At 48.7% G+C, this 22,076-nt stretch carries 18 protein-coding genes and 1 riboswitch; of the genes, 15 read left to right on the top strand and 3 right to left on the bottom strand.

Annotation, left to right across the window (positions count from 1 at the left end; translation table 11 throughout):
- Positions 1-75: 75 nt before the first annotated feature.
- From HP401_RS07165 to HP401_RS07125, 9 genes are all read left to right on the top strand, one after another.
- Complete coding sequence (locus tag HP401_RS07165) at positions 76-1,104, top strand: LLM class flavin-dependent oxidoreductase (protein ID WP_173604583.1); 1,029 nt, start codon at positions 76-78, stop codon at positions 1,102-1,104.
- A 66-nt stretch (positions 1,105-1,170) separates the two neighbouring features.
- Positions 1,171-2,358 carry an MFS transporter gene (locus HP401_RS07160; protein ID WP_173604566.1) on the top strand — a complete coding sequence of 396 codons (1,188 nt, stop codon included), beginning with the start codon at positions 1,171-1,173 and terminating at the stop codon, positions 2,356-2,358.
- Positions 2,359-2,731: 373 nt separating this feature from the next.
- Positions 2,732-3,331: a glycerol-3-phosphate responsive antiterminator gene (locus HP401_RS07155; protein WP_015893728.1), complete on the top strand. Its 600-nt coding sequence runs from the start codon at positions 2,732-2,734 to the stop codon at positions 3,329-3,331.
- On the top strand, positions 3,309-3,971 hold the full coding sequence (locus HP401_RS07150) for an HAD family hydrolase (RefSeq protein ID WP_173604565.1): 663 nt from the start codon (positions 3,309-3,311) through the stop codon (positions 3,969-3,971). The genes HP401_RS07155 and HP401_RS07150 overlap by 23 nt, the downstream gene beginning before the upstream one ends.
- 6 nt (positions 3,972-3,977) lie before the next feature.
- Positions 3,978-5,045, top strand: a complete 1,068-nt coding sequence (locus HP401_RS07145) for an ABC transporter ATP-binding protein (protein WP_173604564.1) — start codon at positions 3,978-3,980, stop codon at positions 5,043-5,045.
- Positions 5,045-6,001 (top strand): carbohydrate ABC transporter permease, encoded by a 957-nt coding sequence (locus tag HP401_RS07140; protein WP_173604563.1) that lies wholly within the window; start codon positions 5,045-5,047, stop codon positions 5,999-6,001. Before HP401_RS07145 ends, HP401_RS07140 begins: the two co-directional genes overlap by 1 nt.
- A 26-nt stretch (positions 6,002-6,027) precedes the next feature.
- Positions 6,028-6,855, top strand: coding sequence for a carbohydrate ABC transporter permease (locus HP401_RS07135; RefSeq protein ID WP_064200328.1), 828 nt, complete (start codon positions 6,028-6,030; stop codon positions 6,853-6,855).
- Between the two features lie 32 nt (positions 6,856-6,887).
- Positions 6,888-8,216 carry an ABC transporter substrate-binding protein gene (locus HP401_RS07130; RefSeq protein ID WP_064200329.1) on the top strand — a complete coding sequence of 443 codons (1,329 nt, stop codon included), beginning with the start codon at positions 6,888-6,890 and terminating at the stop codon, positions 8,214-8,216.
- Positions 8,217-8,246: 30 nt separating this feature from the next.
- On the top strand, positions 8,247-8,966 hold the full coding sequence (locus tag HP401_RS07125; protein WP_173604562.1) for a glycerophosphodiester phosphodiesterase: 720 nt from the start codon (positions 8,247-8,249) through the stop codon (positions 8,964-8,966).
- A 64-nt stretch (positions 8,967-9,030) separates the two neighbouring features.
- On the opposite strand, the gene HP401_RS07120 is transcribed toward HP401_RS07125, so the two are convergent.
- A complete protein-coding gene (locus HP401_RS07120; RefSeq protein WP_173604561.1) occupies positions 9,031-11,019 on the bottom strand; it encodes a methyl-accepting chemotaxis protein in 1,989 nt (662 codons plus the stop codon).
- A gap of 80 nt (positions 11,020-11,099) precedes the next feature.
- On the bottom strand, positions 11,100-12,818 hold the full coding sequence (gene ggt / locus HP401_RS07115; RefSeq protein ID WP_015893720.1) for a gamma-glutamyltransferase: 1,719 nt from the start codon (positions 12,816-12,818) through the stop codon (positions 11,100-11,102).
- Positions 12,819-12,999: 181 nt separating this feature from the next.
- Positions 13,000-13,088: riboswitch (cyclic di-GMP riboswitch) on the bottom strand.
- A 240-nt stretch (positions 13,089-13,328) separates the two neighbouring features.
- On the opposite strand from ggt, the gene HP401_RS07110 reads away from it, so the two are divergent.
- From HP401_RS07110 to HP401_RS07095, 4 genes are all read left to right on the top strand, one after another.
- The gene (locus tag HP401_RS07110; RefSeq protein ID WP_173604560.1) at positions 13,329-13,946 is read left to right on the top strand and encodes an SET domain-containing protein; all 618 of its coding nucleotides are present in this window, start codon (positions 13,329-13,331) and stop codon (positions 13,944-13,946) included.
- 79 nt (positions 13,947-14,025) lie between these two features.
- Entirely contained in the window at positions 14,026-15,693 is a 1,668-nt protein-coding gene (locus tag HP401_RS07105; RefSeq protein ID WP_217365979.1) for a glutamine--tRNA ligase/YqeY domain fusion protein, read from the top strand.
- A gap of 79 nt (positions 15,694-15,772) precedes the next feature.
- Positions 15,773-17,149: an APC family permease gene (locus HP401_RS07100; RefSeq protein ID WP_173604559.1), complete on the top strand. Its 1,377-nt coding sequence runs from the start codon at positions 15,773-15,775 to the stop codon at positions 17,147-17,149.
- Positions 17,150-17,778: 629 nt separating this feature from the next.
- Entirely contained in the window at positions 17,779-18,627 is an 849-nt protein-coding gene (locus HP401_RS07095; protein ID WP_173604558.1) for an alpha/beta fold hydrolase, read from the top strand.
- Between the two features lie 39 nt (positions 18,628-18,666).
- On the opposite strand, the gene HP401_RS07090 is transcribed toward HP401_RS07095, so the two are convergent.
- On the bottom strand, positions 18,667-19,362 hold the full coding sequence (locus HP401_RS07090; protein ID WP_173604557.1) for a hypothetical protein: 696 nt from the start codon (positions 19,360-19,362) through the stop codon (positions 18,667-18,669).
- Between the two features lie 147 nt (positions 19,363-19,509).
- Here HP401_RS07090 and HP401_RS07085 point away from each other — a divergent pair, with 147 nt between their 5' ends.
- Positions 19,510-20,259 carry a gluconate 2-dehydrogenase subunit 3 family protein gene (locus tag HP401_RS07085; RefSeq protein WP_015893712.1) on the top strand — a complete coding sequence of 250 codons (750 nt, stop codon included), beginning with the start codon at positions 19,510-19,512 and terminating at the stop codon, positions 20,257-20,259.
- 15 nt (positions 20,260-20,274) lie between these two features.
- Positions 20,275-21,996, top strand: coding sequence for a GMC family oxidoreductase (locus HP401_RS07080; RefSeq protein WP_173604556.1), 1,722 nt, complete (start codon positions 20,275-20,277; stop codon positions 21,994-21,996).
- Positions 21,997-22,076 lie beyond the last annotated feature (80 nt).

The following is a 22,076-nucleotide window of genomic DNA, read 5'->3' as shown; positions in this document are numbered from 1 at the left end:
AAACACATTTCTATATTTCTAGAAGTGATGAATTACTTGGGGGAGGAAACTATGTTGGAAGAAAAGTCAAAGAGCATGGAGTTGGGAATTACCACTTTTCTCCACACAAGGCCTGATCATGGAGGAGTGTCGCCGGCAGAGAGGCTGCGTCAAGCGATCGAGGAGATTCAATTGGCTGATCAAGTTGGGCTTGACGTGTATGCTATTGGTGAGCATCATCGGAGCGACTATACAAGCTCGTCTCCTGCTATCATTCTTGCAGCTGCAGCATGCACAACCAAGCGAATTCGGCTATCTAGCGCCGTAACGGTGCTCTCTTCGGATGATCCGGTCCGTGTATATCAGGACTTCGCAACGCTGGACTGCCTATCAAAAGGGCGGGCCGAGATCATGGCCGGACGAGGTTCTTTCGTTGAGTCGTTTCCGCTGTTCGGATATAACCTAAACGATTACGAGGAGTTGTTCGAAGAGAAGCTTGAGCTTTTATTAAAAATACGGACTACGGAGAAGGTGACCTGGGGTGGAGGGCATCGCCCGGCAATTAACAATATGGGCGTATACCCCCGTGCACAGCAGGTCCAGCTGCCCGTATGGATTGGCACAGGCGGCAGCCCGGAATCAGCAGTTCGAGCCGGCACGCTGGGACTTCCTGTTATCTTCTCGATTATCGGTGGGATGCCGGAACGGTTTGCCTCTTTGGTGAAACTATATAAGGAAGCCGCCGAGAAGGCAGGGCACGATTCCGGCAATTTGCAGATTGCAACGCATTCCCATGGTTTCATTGCGGATTCGTTTGAAGCTGCGGCGGAACGATACTTTCCCGTTATGGCCGAGCAGATGAACCAGATTGGACGGGAACGAGGGTGGCCACATTACACTCGTAACTCGTTCGAAGAAGCTTGCGACCTTCGTGGTGCCTTATATGTTGGAGATCCAGAATATGTGGCGGAGAAGATTCTGCTTGCACAGCAGAATTTAAGCTTGACCCGTTTCCTTATGTACGTCGATTTCAGCTCACTGCCGCATCGCGAATTGCTACGGACGATCGAGCTTCTCGGTACTAAGGTTGCACCTATTGTTCGTAAGGAGCTTGCCAAACAATAAGAGGGTTTTTATCTGGGGATTTTCGCACGTTTCTAGAATTGCGAAAATAGGATGAGAGGGATCGACATGCTAAACTCATGGAAAATTTACATACTGGCCATCGTCAGTTTTTTGGTAGGGACATCTGAATTTGTTATCGCTGGAATATTAGATAGGGTCGCAAGTGATGTCGGCGTGACGCTAGCAGCAGCCGGGCAGCTCATCACTGTCTACTCGCTTGCATACGCGATCGGTACTCCAATTTTGATTGCAATCACCGCAAAAATGGACCGAAGAAAGCTCATGTTGGCTGCTTTGGTGCTATTTCTTTTAGGAAATCTAGTCACGATTACAACGACTGGCTTCGCCATGTTGTTCGGAGCTAGAATTATTTTGGCGATTGGAACCGGTGTATTTATGGTGGTCGCCCTAACCGTTGCCTCTAAGATTGCTCAGCCGGGCAAGCAAGGCGGTGCGATTGCAACGGTTCTCTTAGGCTTTAATCTCGCGCTTATTCTAGGTGTTCCTCTGGGGAGAGTTATTGCTGGTTCCTATGATTGGAAGATCATCTTTACGGGTATCGGAGTGCTCAGCCTGATCGCTATGTTTGTCCTTCTGCTGACCATTCCCAAGTCTAAGGGTGAGATTCCAGTTCCCATACGGGAGCAGCTTTCCCTGCTTAAAACGCCTCGAATCTCTATTGCCTTGTCCATTAGCTTTTTCTGGATTCTAGGTTATACGATCATTTATACTTATATTTCTCCGTTCCTCCTAACCATTACTGGGATGAGCGACCGGATGGTCAGTATCGGGCTATTTGTATTCGGCATAGCCAGTCTTCTTGGTTCTCAGGTTGGCGGCTATGGCGCAGATAAATGGGGGATTCCCCGTACTATGATTGGTGGCTTGCTTCTCCACTCTGGGATCTTGCTACTAGTAACAGTGTTCTCCCATTCTTCCGTATTCGTGCTGCCTTTACTGATGTTGTGGTCTTTTTTTGCTTGGTCGACTGGTCCGGTCCAACAAGTATATCTGATTGGCATGGCACCCAAAGCCTCCGGAATCATTCTGAGCTTGAACACTTCCATCGTACAATTGGGCATGGCCGTTGGAGCTGTAATTGGGGGCATGGTTGTAGAAAACATATCGCTTCAAGCCGTCGGTTGGATTGGCGCAATCGGTGTAGCGATTGCGCTCCTGCCAGCAGTGGTATCTTTATCCATGCGGAGCCAATCTGATATTAGAGGACAAGAACTGTCTGAGACTATAGACTAAAACTAATTTTCAATGACATGGTGATTTAGAAGACCGGGACTTCTTGTACTGTAAGGGGTTCCGGTCTATAAATTTATTATCTCTGAACAATAAAAGAGAATTATCAATTGCAGAATACCAGGTTTAAAGGCAGCTTCCTCTCCTCCACTAAAGTCCGATCAACAATTGTAAACCACATCTTTTCTGATAATTAACATTCCCTTTAAGCTTCCTTAACGCTCGTACAGTACCATTCAAAGTAACAAGTGAACACATCCCTTCGGTTGGAGCCATGGAGAAACCCCCGACAGCCTTTCCAAGCACTTTCATCGAGAGTTCTTTGGCATTGTCATGTCGCAGGGTTTTTTGTCTTGGGCATAAGGAGGCGTAACGAGTGAACCGGGAACAGTTTCGTGCAAGACTGGCACAGTACAAGCTAATCGCTTCTGTAAAAGAAGCGAAGCACCTGGAAAAAGCGGCAGAGGCAAATTTGAGTGCTGCGGTACTCTCGATTGGCAACATTGGTGTGATTAAAGGCTACGTGGATTATTTTAAGGCGAAAAATATCCCTGTATTTCTTCATTTGGAGCGGATTGGCGGAATCAGTCATGACCGGGAAGGCATTGCATTTCTGGGGCATTACGTCAAGCCAGACGGGATCGTCACTACGCGCAACACACTGGTCAAGCTGGCGAAAAAGCAAGGCCTGCTGACGATTCAGCGCTTGTTTTTGGTCGATAGCGACTCGATTAAATCAGGCCTAACCTCCCTGCAAGATACACAGCCTGACGCTGTTGAGCTGATGCCCGGTTTGCTGCCGGAGTTTATCGAAGAATTTCGAAGTGTGATCGATACCCCGATCATTTCTGGCGGGCTCATTCGCAAGCGGGAACAGATGGAGGAAGTATTAAAGCATGGAGCGACAGCTGTTTCAGTCGGAAGTCCCCTGCTGTGGAAGGAGTGTAAGAACCTTGATTCAAGCGTTGTTATTTGATTTGGACGGGACCTTGCTGGACAGTCGGGATGCGGTCGTGGATGCCGTTGCTTTTACTGCTGAGCAGTACGCACCGGGACATTTTAGCAGGGATGAGCTTCTCGCTCGTTTTGGAGAATCATTTGATGATTTTTTGGCGGCAGTTGCTACAGCAGCAGGCGTTCCTGACAAAAAGGAAGTGCTGAAGAGATACTTCGCCTATGTACGGGAGCATCATGAAGAACACGTCAAACTGTTTCCGTTTGTCCGCGAAGGGTTGGAAAAGCTAAAGGCGGCGGGCTTTACGATGGCGATCGTCACGAACAAGCAACGGGAGTTTACATTGGCTGGTCTGGAGATTGCGGGGATTGAGCATCTGTTTGAGGCAATCGTCACGGTCGATGATGTATCACGAGGCAAGCCGTCGGCTGAGCCTGTACAAAAAGCGCTGGGAGCGATAGGCAAACGTCCCGAGCAAGCCATGATGATCGGTGACAGTCGCTATGATGTACTGGCTGCGGTAGGAGCGGGTGTGCAATCTGTCGTGCTGGAGTGGTACGGACAAGAGAAATGGCCCTACGCCTCTCCGGATTACCGTTACGCCGATTTCGAGACATTTGTTACGGAGATGCTGGCCGCAAAGGCACAAGGAGGGAAATAAAAGCAGATGGCACGTGTGGTGTTGGAGAAGGTAACGAAAGCCTTTCAGAATCAAAGTGTGGTCAAAGGATTAGATTTGGTCATTCCAGACGGCTCCTTTACGGTTCTGGTGGGTCCGTCCGGCTGTGGGAAATCAACCACACTCAGGATGATTGCTGGCTTGGAAACAGTGACGGACGGCAAAATCATAATCGGTGATCAAACGGTGAACCAATTGCCACCTGGCAAGCGTGATATTGCAATGGTTTTTCAAAATTACGCTCTCTACCCAACAATGAACGTGTACGACAATATCGCCTATGGCTTGAGAAACCGTGGAACGTCGAAAAAGGAATGTCAGGTGCTGGTCGAGGAGATCGCGGAAATCGTCGGGCTAACCGATTATCTCAAGCGCAAGCCTTCTCAGCTCTCCGGTGGTCAAAGGCAACGTGTTGCACTCGCGCGGGCCATGGTGAAAAAGCCAAAGGTCTTCCTGATGGACGAACCGCTCTCCAATCTCGATGCGAAGCTGCGAAATCAGATGCGTGTGGAATTGACGAGCCTGCACAAGCAGCTCGGCAGCACCTTCATCTACGTGACGCATGATCAGGTCGAGGCGATGACCATGGGCGATCAGATCGTCGTCATGAATGACGGTCACATTATGCAAGTAGCTACCCCGATGGATTTGTATCAGGAGCCGGAAAATCTGTTTGTTGCCCAATTTATCGGTTCTCCGCCGATGAACATTGTTTCTGCGGAGGGCAAGAGTGAGCACGTATGGGGATTCCGCCCGGAAAAAGCAGTGTTGTTGCCTGCTGCGATCTCTGCCATCACGAGCGAAGAGATGTGGAACGCACGAGGTCAGGTCGTATCCAGGGAAATTCTCGGCTCAGACACGCTCCTTCACGTGGAGACAGAAAAAGGTAGGGTCATCGTCAAAGCGGACTCGGAGGTCGCGATGCAGGTCGGCTCCTCGGTCACGGTCACTGTACCGTGGGAGTACATCTATGTGTTCGAAAAAGGGAGCGGAAAACGAGTGGGTCGCATGAGTGGACGAGTGCCTGTATCGACACGCGCAGGAGGGGATAACTGATGCGAAAAGCGGCAACTGTACAGGAGTTGCCGGGTGTAAGCCAGTCACAAAAAGAAGTGAGTTCACAGGCATTTGCATGGTCTGACCTCGCATCCCGGCTGCGTCCGTACTTGTATCTGGCACCCGCATTGATTTGCTTTGCCCTGTTCTTCTTTTACCCGATTGGCTCGATCATTTATTTGAGCTTTCAGGACTGGTCATTGATCAATTTGGAGCAAATGGAATGGGTAGGCTTGCAAAACTATCAGGACTTGATGGTGGACGGAGATTTTCATCAAGTATTGGGAAATACCGCGGTCTTTACCATTGCGACAGTGGGGATCGGCTTGACGCTATCCTTCCTGCTCGCCCTATGGCTGAACAAAAAGGCAAAAGTGTACGGCATTATTCAGGCGACTGTTTTCAGTCCTCACATCATTTCGCTGGTATCTGTCTCGATGCTGTGGATGTGGCTGATGGACCCGCAGTTTGGCCTGTTGAACGCAGGACTGGAAGCGGTCGGATTGCCTGCGTATACGTGGCTGACTGATCCGAAAAGCTCCTTGCTGTCACTGATTATCGTCAGCATTTGGAAAGGTGTCGGTTATAACACGCTCATTTTCATCGCAGGATTGCAAAGCATTCCGGGCGATATATACGAGGCAGCAGCGCTCGATCAATCGCCGTGGTGGCGGACGCTGAGACGGATTACGATACCGATGCTGTCGCCAACCATTTTCTTTTTGCTCATTATCAATACGATCTCATCCTTCCAAGCGTTTGACACGATTGCCATTATGACGCAGGGTGGTCCAATCAATAGTACGAACATGCTTGTCTACTACATTTACGAGCAGGGCATGGACTTCTACAATGGCGGGATTGCTTCGGCTGCCTCTGTCATTTTGCTGATACTGGTAGGGATTTTAACAGCTGTACATTTCCTGGTGATGTCCAAGCGCGTGCATTATCGCTGATGAACTCGTGAGAAAGGAGGAACAGCATGTATCGAGTGGTTTTGGCTTCACGCAAGACCGTAGAATGGATTGGACTTTTGCTCGTGGCTTTCCTGTTTGTGTTCCCGTTTCTGTGGATGGCATCGACGGCCTTCAAAACGATGCCGGAGGTCCTGCAATTTCCCCCGACGCTTTTGCCTGAGACGTGGGAGTGGAGCAACTTCGCCCAAGCGTGGGAATCTGGTCCGTTCCTTATGTATACGTGGAACAGCATTCTGGTTGCGGTAGGGATATTGATCCTGCAATTTTTAACCGCGGTACCTGCGGCTTACGCTTTTGCACGCTACAAGTTTCCCGGTCGCAATCTGTTGTTTGGTCTGGTCTTGATTGTCTTGATGATTCCCGGACAAGTCATTTTTTTGCCGATCTACGTGCAATTGAGCGGTTGGGGACTCGTCAACACGCTGTGGTCGCTCATCCTGCCGTACGCAGCCAGTGCTTTCGGAATCTTCCTACTCAGGCAAGCATTCATGCAGGTACCCGATGAAGTGATCGAGGCAGCACGTCTGGATAACGCGTCTGAATGGAAGATCATGTGGACGATCATGGTGCCGATGGCGAAGCCAGTGCTGGTCACTTTTGGACTATTTAGCTTTATTTATCACTGGAACGACTATTTCTGGCCGCTGATTATGACCAACAGCGACGAGGTGCGCACCTTGCCGATCGGAATATCCAGCTTGCACATGTCCGACGGCGGAACCTTGTGGAACGTCATGATGGCAGGCAACATGATCCTCATTCTACCGATTCTCGTGATTTTCTTCGTGGCACAACGGCATATTATCAAAGCGTTCATCTATCAATCCAAATAATAAAAGTGAGCTCTTAGGGAGGAAATCAAACCATGTTTTCATTGAAAAGAACTGGAACGATTCTATGTGCATTGACTATCGGTTTGTCAGGAGTATTGGCTGGATGCGGATCATCTAGCAAAGAACAGTCTGCTAGTACAGGTAGCACTTCTCAGCCTGCAGCGTCTACAGCATCCAGTGGCCCTGTCCAAATTGATTTCTGGTATGCGTTGGGTGGCGTTCGTGGGAAAACCATCGAGGATATGGTCAAAAAATTCAATGAAACACATAAAGATATTATCGTCAAACCAGCCTACCAAGGGGCGTATCAAGAGAACCATTCCAAAGTACTGGCATCTGTAGCAGCGGGCAACAATCCAGATGTCACGATGGTCGAGATCGCTTCGATCGCAGCATTTGCGGATGCAAAGGTTTTGGAAGATTTGACACCTTACTCCCAAGGGGATGAAAAGAAGTACATTCCAGGTCTCATGAAAAACTCTTATTGGAATGACAAACTGTACGCAGTACCATTTAACCGCTCCACTCCACTGCTGTACATCAACCGCGATATGTTAAAAGAAGCAGGACTTGATTCGAACGGTCCGAAAACATGGGATGAGTTGGTCAGCTTCTCGCAAAAGCTGAGCAAAAAAGAAGGAGACAAAATTACCCGGTACGGCTTCTCTACACCAGTTGATATTTGGTTCTACGAAGCACTTGTTTTCCAAGGCGGGGGCAACATTCTGAGTGAGAACGGCAAAGAGCTGACGATCAACAACGAAGCAGGAAAAGCACCACTTGAGCTCTGGTCCAAAATGGTGAAGGAAGGCATCATGAAAAACCCTCCAGGAGAGAACTACAATGCGTGGGATGTAGCGGAGCAAGACTTCTTGAATCAAAAAGTAGGCATGATTTTTACATCGACAGGCTCCTTGACGGAATTGAAGAAAAATGCCAAATTTGACATGGGTGCAGCCTTCCTTCCGGCCAATAAAAACTTTGGTACGCCAACGGGCGGCGCGAATCTCGTGATGCTGGCGAAGTCGACTGATGCAGAGAAAAAAGCGGCGTGGGAATTCATGAAGTGGATGACCGATACCGAGCAAACGGTTCCGTGGTCCATCGCTTCCGGTTATATGCCTGTTACGACAGAAGCAATTGATTCGGCTGAAATGAAGGCATTCTATGAAAAAGATCCAAACTTCAAGGTCGCGGTAGATCAGCTGCAATACGGCTATCCTCGCCCAATGGCTCCAGGCTACAAAGAATTGCAGGATGTGATTCAAAAAGAACTGCAGCGTGCGATGCTTGGCCAAGCGACAGTAGATGAAGCGATGCAGACGGCAACGGAAAAAGGCAGCAAGCTTTTGAAAAAATAATAGAAACGAAATGATAGAGGAGCTGGCGAAATGAACATTTGTATGGCACATCGCGGGTGGTCAGGCAAAGCCCCGGAGAATACAATGACAGCGATTCGACTGGCTTTGGCAGAGCCAGCTATCAAAGCAATGGAAATTGATGTACAGCTGACGCGTGATGGTGTTCCGGTGCTGATTCATGACTTTACGCTGGAGCGCACGACCAATGGCCGCGGTCTGGTCATGGATCGTACCTTGGCAGAGCTGCGTGAGCTGGATGCAGGGAGCTGGTTTGGCGACAAGTTTGCGGGCGAGCGAATCCCTACACTGGAGGAAGCACTCCTCGCAGTAAAAGGTCGCTGCATGCTAAATATCGAGTTGAAAGCAACGAGTGACATGTACCCGGATATCGCTGAAAAGGTGCTCGCGCTTGTAGAAAAGCATGGAATGAAGCAAGAGGTGTACCTGACTTCTTTTGACCACGATTTGATCCGTCACGTTCGCACGCTCGATCAAGAAGTGCAGACAGGCCTGATTGTATATGGTCGCCCTGTACTCATGCTGGAACAGATGGAGGCAGCAGGTGCTACGATCCTCTCCATGGGATATCCGTTTCTGAATCGTGAGCTAACAGTAGCCGCGATTGAAAAAGGCTTCAAAGTCATCGCGTGGACGCTGGATGATCCGAAACATATCCGCGAAGTCATTTCGTGGCATCCCCAGGTTCAAATTTGCACGAACCATCCTGACCGGATGTGGGAGTTTGTGTAAGCACAAGCAGGAAAGAGCCGCCGAGCAATATGCAAGGCGGCTTTCCTTTTTTTTGTTGTTTGGACTATATCTTGAATTTGCTTACATGAGATTGCAGTTCTTCTGCTATTCTTGCCAAAGAAGTAGATGATGAACTGACTTCTTCCATAGCTGCCAGCTGTTCTTCTGTGGCGGCCGATACGCTTTGTGTTCCGTCAGCAGAATTCTCCGCTACTTCTTCAATGACACTAACCAATTCTACCACCTGTTTGGTGCCAAAAGACATTTGCTCAGAGTAGGCCTTTACTTCTTGAATTTGGCTTGCCACCTGCGTGACAGCATCTTGGATCTGTTCGAAGGACTTACCTGCATTGTTAACGACCGTAAGTCCAGTGGCGACCTCTTTGGTGCCTTGTTCCATCGAAAGGACAGCCTGGTTTGATTCGAGCTGAATCGTCGTAATCAACAGTTTAATCTGTTGAGCGGATTCCGCGGACTGCTCAGCCAATTTGCGCACTTCGTCTGCTACAACGGCGAAACCGCGACCTTGTTCACCAGCTCTCGCCGCTTCAATCGCTGCATTAAGCGCTAACAGATTTGTTTGTTCAGCTATGGCGGTGATGACTTGAACGATTTGTCCGATTTCCTGCGAGCTGTTTCCTAATCGTTTGACGATATCGGCAATGTTGCCAACAGTGTTCTCGATCGATTGCATCTGGCTGATAACGACTTGAAGGGCCTGATTGCCTTCCACTGCAATTTGGGAAGCGCCCAAAGCTGATTCGGCAGCTTGCTGTGCATTCGTGGCAACCTGCTGAGCTCCTGTCGATACGCCTTGAATTGCGGTGACACTTTCCTCTACACTCTTCACTTGTTTTTCCGCACCGTAAGCTACTTCCTGAATCGTTATAGCGATTTGCTCGGTAGCCTTGCTCGTATGGTCGGCGTTGACCGACAATTCCTCTGCGGAAGAAGCGAGATCTGAAGCTGTATCATTTACTTGTTGAATAATCGTTCGCAGGTTGAGAACCATTGTGTTTACTGATTGGGATAGCTGTCCAACCTCATCCTTGGTTCGAATTTGCAAAGGCTGTACAGTCAGTTCCCCCTCGGAAATGCGGTTAGCCACGGAGGCAACTGCTGCAATAGGGCGTGAGATTTGCCGGGAAACAGCGTAGGCGATTGCGGTCACGACAGCAACAACAACGATGACAATGATCCTAACCATGGTGGTAACGGATGAAACCGCAGACGTTATGGATTCGACAGGGATATGCAGATATAAACCAAAGTTGGTCTTGGGAATGGGAGAGTAGGTGACAACGTATTCCTTGCCATTGTCCGAGTAGCTGTATGAGCCCTTTTCCGTTTTTCCTGATTGAAGGATTTCCATCAATTGTTGCGGCAGAGCGGATTCCGCAAGCGGTTTTCCGATCAGATCCTGGGTAGGGTGGTACTGAATTTGGTTCTTGTTATCAACGAGAATCGGATAACCATCGTTGCCTACTTTCAAATCTTTGAGAAAGGTAGCTGTGAAGTCATCTACATTGACGAGCCCGGTCAAGACACCGAGCTTCTCGTTGTTTTTCCCTTTTACAGGGGAAGCGACGATGATAGAGCGATTGCCGGTTGTCTTCGCAACAAGAACATCGGAGAAGCTGGGCTTGTCCTGCATACCGTCTTTGAAGAATTGGCGCTCGCCAAGATTGATTCCAACGCTTTTGGGGAACGTATCAGCCGTTACTTTTCCATCGCTTGCGATAAACGTATTTCCGTCATACAGCTTCATTTCCTCGGTAAACTTGCGGATAAATTCGTTTTTTGCCGATGCATCATCGGATTGAATATCCGAGGTGCGGGCTAAAACTTGAATTTCTGTCATACGCCGGTCCAGATATTGATCCATCGCTATGGCTGTACTGGAAGTAAGGTCAACATAGGATGATTTTTGTTTATCAATGAGAATGGATGAAAAGCTGTTCGTGATAAACAAAGAAACGGCAGTAAGTGGAATGACAGCCACGATGAGAAACCAAAGAATCATTTTGTTCCTGAGTTTGTTGAACAAAAACATAGGTTTGTCCACTCCTAATCCGTGAATGCGAAATAGAAACAGTCAGACTGCTGAGATGAGCTCAGCAGTCTGACAAAATATTAATAGCCCATTGCTGCGCCTTCACCGCGAGGGTCTGCACCGCCAAATTTTACATTGGTTTGCGGGTCAATCAGGATTGCGCCGGACTGTCCCATCGCATCGGTATAGGCTGCTTCAAGCTTTTCGACTGGATGCCCACGTTTAATGAGCTCGTCCAGGACTTCTTGAGGGATGCGGCTTTCCACCTTGAGATTGTTGGAAGCAGATCCCCAGTTGCGTCCATGCAGCCATCTTGGTGCTTCGATTGCGTCTTGCACGCTGAAACCAAAGTCGACGATGCGTGTGACGAGAGCGGCTTGCGTTTGCGGCTGTCCTTCTCCCCCTTGTGTTCCGTAAAGAAGATAAGGCTTGTCCCCTTTAAAGAGCATAGCTGGGTTAATGGTGTGGAAGGTGCGTTTTCCTGGTTCCAAGTGATTGATGTGTTTGGAATCCAAGGAGAAATAGCTTCCGCGGTTTTGCAAAAGGACACCCGTATCTTTCGCTACGATGCCAGAACCCCAGTCAAAGTAGTGACTCTGAATGATGGACACGGCATTTCCATCTTTGTCGACGATCCCGAACCAGGTTGTATCGCCTTTTGGATCAAGCGGTTCTACGGATTTGGCTGCTTGCTTCATATCAATGCGCGCAGCTAAATCTTTCCCGTGCTGCTTGGACAACAGCTCATCCACAGGGATATCCGCAAAGGCAGGGTCAGTCAGCCATTTGTCGCGGTCAGCAAAAGCCTGTTTGGTAGCTTCCACAATCGTGTGGTAGTAATCGGGTGTTCCTTCACCCATGCTCTTGAGGTCAAAGTTGTTCAAAACATTAAGAATAGAGAGTGATGCCATGCCTTGGGAGTTAGGCGGAACGTTATACGCTTTGTAACCGCGGTAGTCTACCGTAATGGGATCTGCCCAAGTGGAGGTATGCTTCTCAAAATCTTTCAACGTGAGCAATCCGCCGTTGGCTTTCATGTCTGCTACGATTTTTTTAGCAACTTCACCTTTATAAAAACCGTCAGCGCCTTTTTTCGCAATGATTCGCAAAGTATTGGCAAGATCCTTTTGTTTGAGAATTTCGCCTGCTGCATAAGGATCTCCGTTGGGCTTCAGGAATGTTTTGCGGAATCCATCAAAACGTTGAAGATTCTTCAAGTCATTGTCAGTTGGATCTGTCGCGTATTTTGTCCAATATACTTGGTTGGGGGAGACGGGATATCCGTTCTCGGCGTATCCAATGGCAGGCTCCAGCAGTCTGTTCCATTGAAGCTTATTGTTGCCCATGCTTTTATGGGCGTAGTTGTACGCCTCCCACCAGCCGGAGACGACACCAGGGACAGTGTTTGCTGATTCATAACCGCGGGACGGGATTTTTTCGTAGCCTTTGCCTTTGTAATAGTCGATGGTTGCCTTTTCGCCTGCGCGACCACTGCCGTTCAGCGCCTTCAGCTCTTTTGTTTTGGCATTGTAGATGAGCCAGAAGTTATCTCCGCCAATGGTTGTGTAATGAGGATAGACAACAGCTAAGGTGGAAGCGGCTGTAATAGCAGCATCTACTGCATTTCCACCGTCTTCCAATGTTTTCAGGGCCGCAGCCGTAGCCAGATAGTGAGGAGTCGTCACCATTGCGTTCGGTGACATCGATGTTGGACGGTTAGCAGCTTGTGCTCCAGAGAATGTTGATACCCCGATGACAGCAGTCAGAGCGACGGTCGAGAGTTTCTTCCAGAATGACATTCCTATGAAACCTCCTTCATGATGAAAAGAATAATGATTCATTAAACCGGCTATCCGCTGTTGCCTCACCTCCTTTAAAAGTTAAAAATACACAAACATACAAAAGTAGACAAAAATAGACATTATGAGCGCAAAAAAAGACCAATGATATAGGATCATTGGTCGCGTCCTACATCAATACTTCGGTAGCTGGCAAGCGTGTCCGCTGTTGCGGAGGTAGCCCCTGTAGCTTTGCGTCGCCGGATTTCCCCGGGTATGCCGTTTCGATATCAATGGGTGAAGCATAAAATGACACATATACTGATTCAATCGTTGTGGGAAAATGTTCCTAAAACTCCGTTTGCCAATAATATAGACTATTTACCATTTGTGGTAAATAAGAAAAATATTTTAATCCGGAAAAATAGTTAGGAATTCTATGTATTTTTCGAAAGATATTCACACACCTCCTGGGGCAAAGCTGCTTATGATGATAAAAAGGCACATTTGCCAAGGAGTGAAACAAAGACCATGATGCATCCCGATACAGAATTGCGCTATATCAACGATGAGATCGGGTACGGTGTGTTTGCGACAAGGTTTATCCCAAAAGGAACGATTGTATGGGCACAGGATGATTTGGACCAAGTATTGGACCCTGCATTTGTGGAAAGACTTGACTCATTACGAAAACAGGACGTACAAAAATATTCGTTTAAGAACCAGTTCGGAAAGTACATTCTTTGTTGGGATAAGGCAAGGTACGTGAACCACAGCTTTCATGCGAATTGTGTGCCGACCATGTATGATATGGAATTGGCTGCACGGGATATTTTTCCGGGCGAAGAGCTGACTGATGATTATGGAACGTTAAATTTGGATGAACCATTTGAGTGTTTGCCCGAGTCCGACACGGACCGCTCCCGTGTAATGCCCGATGATTTGCTTCGGTATTACCCGCAGTGGGATCGGATTGCAGCGGAAGCATTCCAACGGTTCAATCATGTTGAACAGCCTTTGCTGCATCTGATTCCCTCGAAGCATCTCGAAAAGATTCGTGGGATTACGGAGCAGCGCTTAGCCATTGATTCTGTTATTCACCTGTATTGCAGGTCACAATGGCAAACGGGGCAGCAATGGGAGACGTGAGCGGGTCGGTCAACGACCCGATTTTGTTGAACTCTGGGAAGAGAATCAGTATTATGGAATGTAAAGGTGAAGTGAAAGGTTGATTTCATTGGAAAACAAGGTAGCGGCATCCAATTTTATCCGCAATATCATGATTGATGACTTGCAAGAGGGCAAAGTAAAGGAAATCATTACCCGCTTTCCCCCAGAACCGAACGGGTATCTCCATATTGGACATGCAAAAGCAATCTGCCTCAACTTTGAGTTGGCACGAGAATTCTCCGGCAAGGCCAACCTGCGTTTTGACGATACGAACCCGGTGAAGGAAGACATCGAATACGTAGAAGCCATCAAAAGGGACGTTCAATGGCTTGGCTTCGAATGGGACGGGTTGTTTTTTGCATCTGATTACTTTGAAGAGATGTACAACCGAGCGGTGCTGTTGATTAAAAAAGGTCTGGCTTACGTGGACGATCTGTCTCCTGAAGACATGCGTAAAATGCGTGGAACATGGACAGAGCCAGGCACAGATAGTCCGTTCCGCAGCCGGTCTGTGGAGGAAAACCTGGACCTGTTTGCACGTATGCGCCAAGGAGAATTCAAGGACGGGGAAAAGGTGCTGCGTGCGAAAATCGATATGGCTTCGCAGAACTTCAACATGCGTGATCCGGTTCTGTATCGAATCTCCCATGCAACGCATCACAACACGGGCGACAAATGGTGTATTTATCCGATGTACGACTTCGCTCATCCGTTGGAGGATGCTATTGAGGGCGTGACACACTCCTTGTGCTCGCTGGAATTCGAAGATCATCGCCCGTTGTACGACTGGGTAGTCCGCGAGTGCGAAATGGAGAAGGTACCACATCAGTACGAATTTGCTCGCTTGAACCTGACAAACACCGTTATGAGTAAACGCAAGCTGAAACAGCTAGTCGATGAGAATGTGGTAGACGGCTGGGATGACCCGCGCATGCCAACCATCGCAGGCTTCCGTCGTCGCGGCTATACACCGGAAGCGATTCGTACATTCGCTCGTGAAGTAGGAGTAGCGCGCGCGAACAGCACCGTTGACGAGAAAATGCTGGAGTATTTCATCCGTGAGGACCTGAAGCTGAAGGCACCACGTACGATGGCTGTATTGAATCCATTGAAGGTCGTCATCACGAACTATCCGGAAGGACAAGTCGAGATGCTTGAAGCGGAGATCAATCCAGAGAACCCAGAGATGGGTAATCGTGAAATTCCGTTCTCCCGCGAAATCTACATTGAGCAGGACGACTTCATGGAAAACCCGCCGAACAAATATTTCCGCCTGTTCCCGGGAAATGAAGTACGTTTGAAGCACGCGTACTTCATTAAATGCAATGACGTCGTGAAGGATGCAGACGGCAACGTGATCGAGATCCATTGCACGTATGACGCTGAGACGAAGAGCGGCAGCGGTTTTACAGGTCGCAAGGTAAAAGGTACGATTCACTGGGTGGATGCGACCAATGCGGTTCCTGCTGAATTCCGTTTGTACGAGCCATTGATTATGGATGATGAAGACGCGGAGGGTACTTTCCTCGACAACGTTAACCCGAATTCGTTGGAAGTGCTGCAAGGCTATGTGGAGCCAAATATGAAAGAAACCAAGCCTCAAGACAAGTATCAATTTTTCCGCCATGGCTATTTCAATGTCGATCCGAAGCATACAACAGATGATAAGCTCGTATTCAATCGGATTGTATCGTTGAAGAGTTCCTTTGAACTGCCAAAAGCATAGGAAATACTCATATAAATCAAGCGCTGCTGTGCATGGAGAACCCGTGTGCAGCGGCGCTTTTTTCTTTCGTGATTATAAAATGGCGTGTATAATTATTCTGTTACAAAAAGGAGGACAGGCAGTGAACGGGAGAGCAGAACTAACACGTAGTTTGAAGTTGCGGCATATTGTCGTAATTGGACTGGGCTACATGGCCCCGATGGCCGTTTTTGACACCTTTGGCATTGTTTCTGGAGAAACGGGGGGGCACGTTCCTGCTGCTTATGCAGTCACACTTCTTGCAATCCTGTTTACGGCGGCAAGCTACGGAAAGATGGTACGGCTATTCCCTTCAGCAGGGACCGCGTATACGTATACACAGCAAACAATCCATCCGTATGCCGGATTTCTGGTAGGCTGGGCGTCCTTGCTAGATTATTTGTTTTTACCGATGATTAACGCTTTGTTGACAGGGGTTTACCTATCATCCGTGTTTCCTGATGTATCGACTGTATGGTGGATTATAGGATTCATTGTACTGGTGACAGGGTTAAACGTATTTCGCGTAACAGTAACCGCATCCGTTAACTCGATTTTGGTGCTGTTTCAAGTCGTGGTCGTCGTGCTGTTTGCGGGATTGGCAATCCGTGGTCTTATGCAAGGTGACGGGCTTGGGCAAGTATTCAACCTGCGTCCATTTTTGTCACCGGATATGTCTGTCATTGCACTGCTTTCGGGTGCGTCAATTCTTTGTTTTTCCTTCCTTGGCTTTGATGCCGTGACCACGCTCACGGAGGAAACCGTCGATGCGAAAAAGACGATTCCTCGCGGGATTATGCTCGTAGCACTCGCGGGAGGAGCGTTGTTTATTACTGCCTCATATTTCATGCAATCTTTATTTCCTGATGTTTCGGTATTATCTGATCCAGAAGCTGCTTCAGCGGAGATTGCGTTGTTTATTGGCGGAACCGTTTTTCAATTGGTGTTTTTGGCCGCCGCCTTGTCCTCAACGCTTGCTTCCGGGCTTGTATCCGTCACGAGTGTCACGCGTTTGTTGTACGCAATGGGCAGAGACGGATTTTTGCCGAAGCGCTGGTTCGGTTATGTACATCCGAAGCTGAGAACGCCCGTGCTTAACGTTTTGTTGGTAGGAGCGCTGATGCTGTTCGCTCTGTACATGGATTTGCTAACCGCCACGTCCTTCATTAACTTTGGCGCACTGATCGCCTTTAGCTTTGTAAACATCAGCGTCATGGCGTACTATTTCCGCAAACAAAAGAACAAGCCTATCAAGGATTGGTGGGGCTTCGTGTTGTCACCACTCATCGGGACAACGTTCATCGCCTTTTTGTGGGTCAACCTGGAAGCAACGTCCATGATGCTGGGCTTGCTATGGAGCTCTGTCGGCCTGATCTATTTGTTATATTTGGTGAAGGTCAAGAAAACCAATTTGGAAATGATGAAGTTTGAGGAGTAGAGGGGAGTGGCTGTAGTGGGGAAGAAGTGTATTTCCAGTCTACGCTTCGGCCTCCGCCCCGCGAGGGGGATTGACTGTCCGCTCCGAAATAAATGGCGGGAGCGCTTCAAAAGTAGAGTTTCGAGGATGTATTCGCAGAGGTTGAAGCTGAAAACCCCCGCCATTCATTCCTACACTAGGCCGGGCTCCAGAGGCGCTAAGATTGGAAATCCACTTCTTCTCACGTGGCTTTGGTTATCATTTTTGAAAGTGAATTCAGGAGGGAGAACAACGATCCTCTCTCTTTTTTATTCATCCAGATTCACCTCAATTAAAGTATGAGGACAACAAGCAGCTCGCAGAGGAAACAGGAGAAAATAGCGAAGATCTTAGGGACACCGACCGAGACGGAGTGCAAAAAGCGAAACACGCCCTTAAGCGTCCACCTCTGAAACACATCCTGAACCGACCACTTTGGACGCGGTTTCGCTTTTTGCATGGAGTCGGGCAGTCAATCCCCCAGGGGGTGGCCCTAGAAGCTGAGCGTTTTCTCCTGTTTCCTCCCCACCACTACAACCAGAACAAAGGGCTTTCGCATGCTCATATTGGCGTGCTGATCCCGAGACGTATTTAGTAAGGAGGCAAGCAAAATGAACGTAGCATTGTTCGCGCAAGTCAATCGTTTGCAGGTAGAAGGGGGCACACTAGAGTACGGCGTAACAGGAAAACCACAAGCACCTGCCCTGCTGCTTTTGCATGGAATTCGCAACACCAAGCTACTGTTTGCGCCCATCTTGCCAGCATTGGCAGAGCGATATCGGGTGATTGCGGTAGATATCCGTGGTCACGGGAATTCCGTGAGCCATGGTTCCTTTTCATTTGAGCGGATCGTAACAGATTTGATTCAACTTTTGGAGAAAGAACAGCTCGAACAAGTAACGATTGTGGCAGCGTCCTTTTCAGCTGTGCCTGCCCAGATGCTTGCGATTCGCGAACCCAAGCGCGTAGCTTCGCTCGTTTTATTGGATGGAGGCTATTATTCATTGGGAGAAGCCCCCGGATTCAATCGGGAGAAGGTTGTCGAGCGGCTGGCTACCACGCGTTTTTCTTCCGTAGAGGAGGCAGAAAGGCAGTTCTCTGAGCGATATGGTACGAGCGTGATGCCAGAGGGGTGGATGCGAGAGGAGCTTGTGAAAAAGGAAGACGGAAGCTACGGATACCGTTTGCCGAAGGAGGCGTTTTCCGCTTACTTCCAAGAGTACAGCATCCATAGCAAACCGGAATTGTTTCAACAGCTAACATGCCCCGTGCTATTATTGCTGGCTGACGACAGCTTATTTTCAAAAGAAGAGCAGCAGTTTCATAGACAGGCTGTTGCCACCTATCAAGGAATAGTGAAGCAGGCCAAGGTGAAAATGATATCGAAGGCACAGCATTTGCTAATGGTGACGCATCCGCAAGAGACCGTGAACGAAATCCATCATTTTTTATCGAAATAAGGAAGGGACAAGCGAAATTGCTTGTCCCTTTATCTTTGTTTACCGCTTCGCTTCACGAATGAGCACGTTCAACTGTTCAGCCATGGCCTGCTGATTCTTCTGATCCTTCATTTGTTTTTTCACCGTTTCTAGCGCTTTGATGCCTTTTTTTGAGTTCACGACCTTCACGGGTGTATCTGACCCATAGATACGTTCGATTTGGGAGCGTGCTTGTGCGAAAGTGCTCTGATGATCGCTCGTACCTAATGTCCCTGGGGTTCCGCTCCCTGATTTTGTACGGGCAGCATCATGTCCGCGACTGGAGCTTCCGGAGTAATTGCTGATGAGATGGGACTGCATCGGATCCATTTGATTGATCGATTGTGTATTGGCAGTAGAAGGAGCCAAGTAGACGGCGTCGTTCACAATCAACGCCTGGACGCCGTGTACGCCCGCCGCCTTCAGTTGGGCTTCCAGCTTTGTAGAAGGACCACCCGTGTGCAGGTGTGAGCTGCCCATGGAGCTGTAGAGAGCATTGCCCATTCCGCTATACGTATGGCCGTGTGCGTTTGTCGTGAATTTCTTATCGCGATCCACGCTTGGAATAACCGTTGCGCCTTTTGGGGCTTGCGTTGTGGACTGTGTGCGTGCTGGCGTATGTGGCTTCGTAGGTGGAGCGGCTTGATTCATACAAGCTGTCAGTAGAATTACAGTCCCTAGACCTGCGGTACCAACCCATTTGTGGAAGTGCTTCATCCAAGATCCCTCCAAGTCATCCTACCTATGTAAAGTTATCTTTTGTTCGCTGCATGAAGTTATGAGTGGAGCTTGTTGGAAAAATTTCTGTGACCAGGATTATCTTGGGGAAAAAATGCACAAACCAAAGGAAGGAAATCACTGGAGGTGGTAGATTTGGCAGATTCAAATAACGTGAAGGAGCAGCCAGTATCCCGGAGGAACTTCTTGAAAAACTCTGGCTTGGTGCTCGGTAGCTTGGTCGTGGGTGGCGTGGCAGGAAGCTTGCTCCGAAAACCGGAACCTCAAGCCCAGCCAGCAGCACCGCCCCCTACGGCCGATTACAATCAGGCGCTCATGTTTTTTACGCCTGAGCAATTCAAGGTGGCGGATGCCGCTTGCGAGCGCATTTTTCCTGAAGATGAGCTAGGTCCGGGCGCGAAGGCACTTGGTGCAGCTTATTTCATTGACCACCAGCTAGCGGGTGATTGGGGCTTTAATGCTCGGGATTACATGCAAGCGCCCTTTTATCCGGGTGAAATTACACAGGGCTATCAAGGTAGGTTAAAACGCAGGGAAATATTCGATATCGGCCTTCAAGAGATGAACAACTATAGCAACAGTACCCACGGAAAGCGGTTTTACGAACTCCCACCAGAACAGCAGGACGCTGTTTTAAAGGCCTTTGAATCCGATGAAGTAAAATTGACGACCATCTCGGCGAGCACTTTTTTCAATATGCTGCGGGCCAGTACGATCGAAGGTGTTTATGCAGACCCTCTATACGGAGGCAATAAAAATATGGACGGCTGGAAAATGAAGAATTTCCCAGGTAATCAAATGGCGTATACACAGCTGATTGATAAGCCTGAGTTTGTGAAGATGGCTCCCTTAAGCTTGCGGGATCATCAACATTAGGGAGGACTGTAACATATGGCCAAAAAGTTACCTAAGGTTGACGTCGTGATCGTGGGGGTGGGCTGGGGTGGAGGCATCATTGCTTCTGAGCTAACCAAGCAAGGTCTGACAGTAGTGGGGCTAGAGCGAGGCAAGGAGCGCAAAACCGAGGACTACTTCATGGTACACGATGAATTGCGTTATGCCCTCCGTTACGAGCTGATGCAAGATTTGTCCAAGGAAACGATCACGTTCCGCAGTAAAATGAACGTTCGTGCGCTTCCCATGCGGTCATATGGTTCCTTTTTGCTCGGGACAGGACTCGGGGGATCTGGTGTCCACTGGAACGGACAAACTTTCCGCTTCCTACCGTATGATTTCGAAATCCGCTCCAAGACGATTGAACGGTATGGTGCAAAGAAAATTCCAGAGGGAATGACGATCCAGGATTGGGGCATTACCTACGATCAACTGGAGCCGTACTTCGATAAGTTTGAAAAGATGGCGGGAATCGCTGGCGAGGAGAATCCGTTGGGGGGGAAACGCTCCAGTCCTTATCCGACGCCTCCGATGCGTACTACACCGAGTATGAAAATGTTTGCGGATGCGGCGAAAAAGAAAAACCTGCATCCATACATCCTTCCATCAGCCAATCTCTCGCAAGCGTATACCAATCCAGACGGGGTGGCACGGGCTGCGTGTCAGTACTGCGGCTTCTGTGAAAGGTTTGGCTGTGAGTACGGAGCAAAAGCCGATCCAGTGGTGACCGTGATCCCAGTAGCCAAGAAGACAGGGAAGTTTGAAATTCGCACGCATTCTCATGTCCGCAGAATTTTACATACAGGGAACAAGGCGACAGGCGTCTTGTATACGGACGTCACAACAGGGGAGGAATTAGAACAGCCCGCTGATATTGTGGTGATGACCAGCTATGTATTCAACAACACGCGCATCCTGCTCATGTCCAAGCTGGGAAAACCGTATGATCCAACAACCGGAAAAGGCGTGATCGGTAAAAACTACGCCTATCAAGTCTTGAGAGGAGGCGCGGTGGGCTTCTTCGACGACAAGGAATTTAACAATTATGCAGGCGCAGGATCGTTGGGAATGTGTTTGGATGACTACAACGGTGATAACTTCGATCACTCCAATTTGAAATTTATCCATGGCGCGAATATCTCTGTCACACAAACCGGCTTTCGACCAATTGGCACGAACAAGGTACCGCCGGGAACGCCTAGCTGGGGCAAGGATTTCAAGGCTGCCTCGATCAAATACACGAATCGATTCATATCCGTAGGTGCTCAAGGAGCTTCCATGCCATTTCAACAGCATTTTCTTGATCTGGACCCGACGTACAAGGACGCTTTTGGAGATCCGTTGATCCGCATTACGTATGATTTCGTCGACCAGGATAGGGAGCTAGCGGCATTTTGTGCAGATAAATGCGCGGAAATTGTCAAAGAAATGGGAGCGAACGAGAAGCTCGAAATTAACCGCAAGCTCGGACCCTACGATATCACGCCATACCAATCGACGCATAATACAGGTGGCGTCATCATGGGTGCTTCACCAGACAATTCGGCAGTCAACAACTATTTGCAGATGTGGGATGCGGAAAACGTATTTGTCGTCGGGGCTTCCTCCTTTGCGCATAATAGCGGCTACAATCCGACAGGAACGATGGGTGCTCTCTCCTATCGAGCAGCAGAGGGCATTTTGAAGTACAGGAAAAGCGGGGGCGGTATGCTCGTATAAGCTGTTTTTCTAATCATGCAAAACAAAATTGCAACTATGCGAAAGGTCGTTGGGGCAACTAACGGCTTTTTTGCGTGCAT

The organism is Brevibacillus sp. HB2.2 (genome assembly GCF_013284275.1).
In the GTDB taxonomy this organism is placed as follows: domain Bacteria; phylum Bacillota; class Bacilli; order Brevibacillales; family Brevibacillaceae; genus Brevibacillus; species Brevibacillus brevis_D.
Note: the sequence above shows the minus strand (reverse complement) of the source record. Positions and strands in the feature narration are given on the sequence as shown.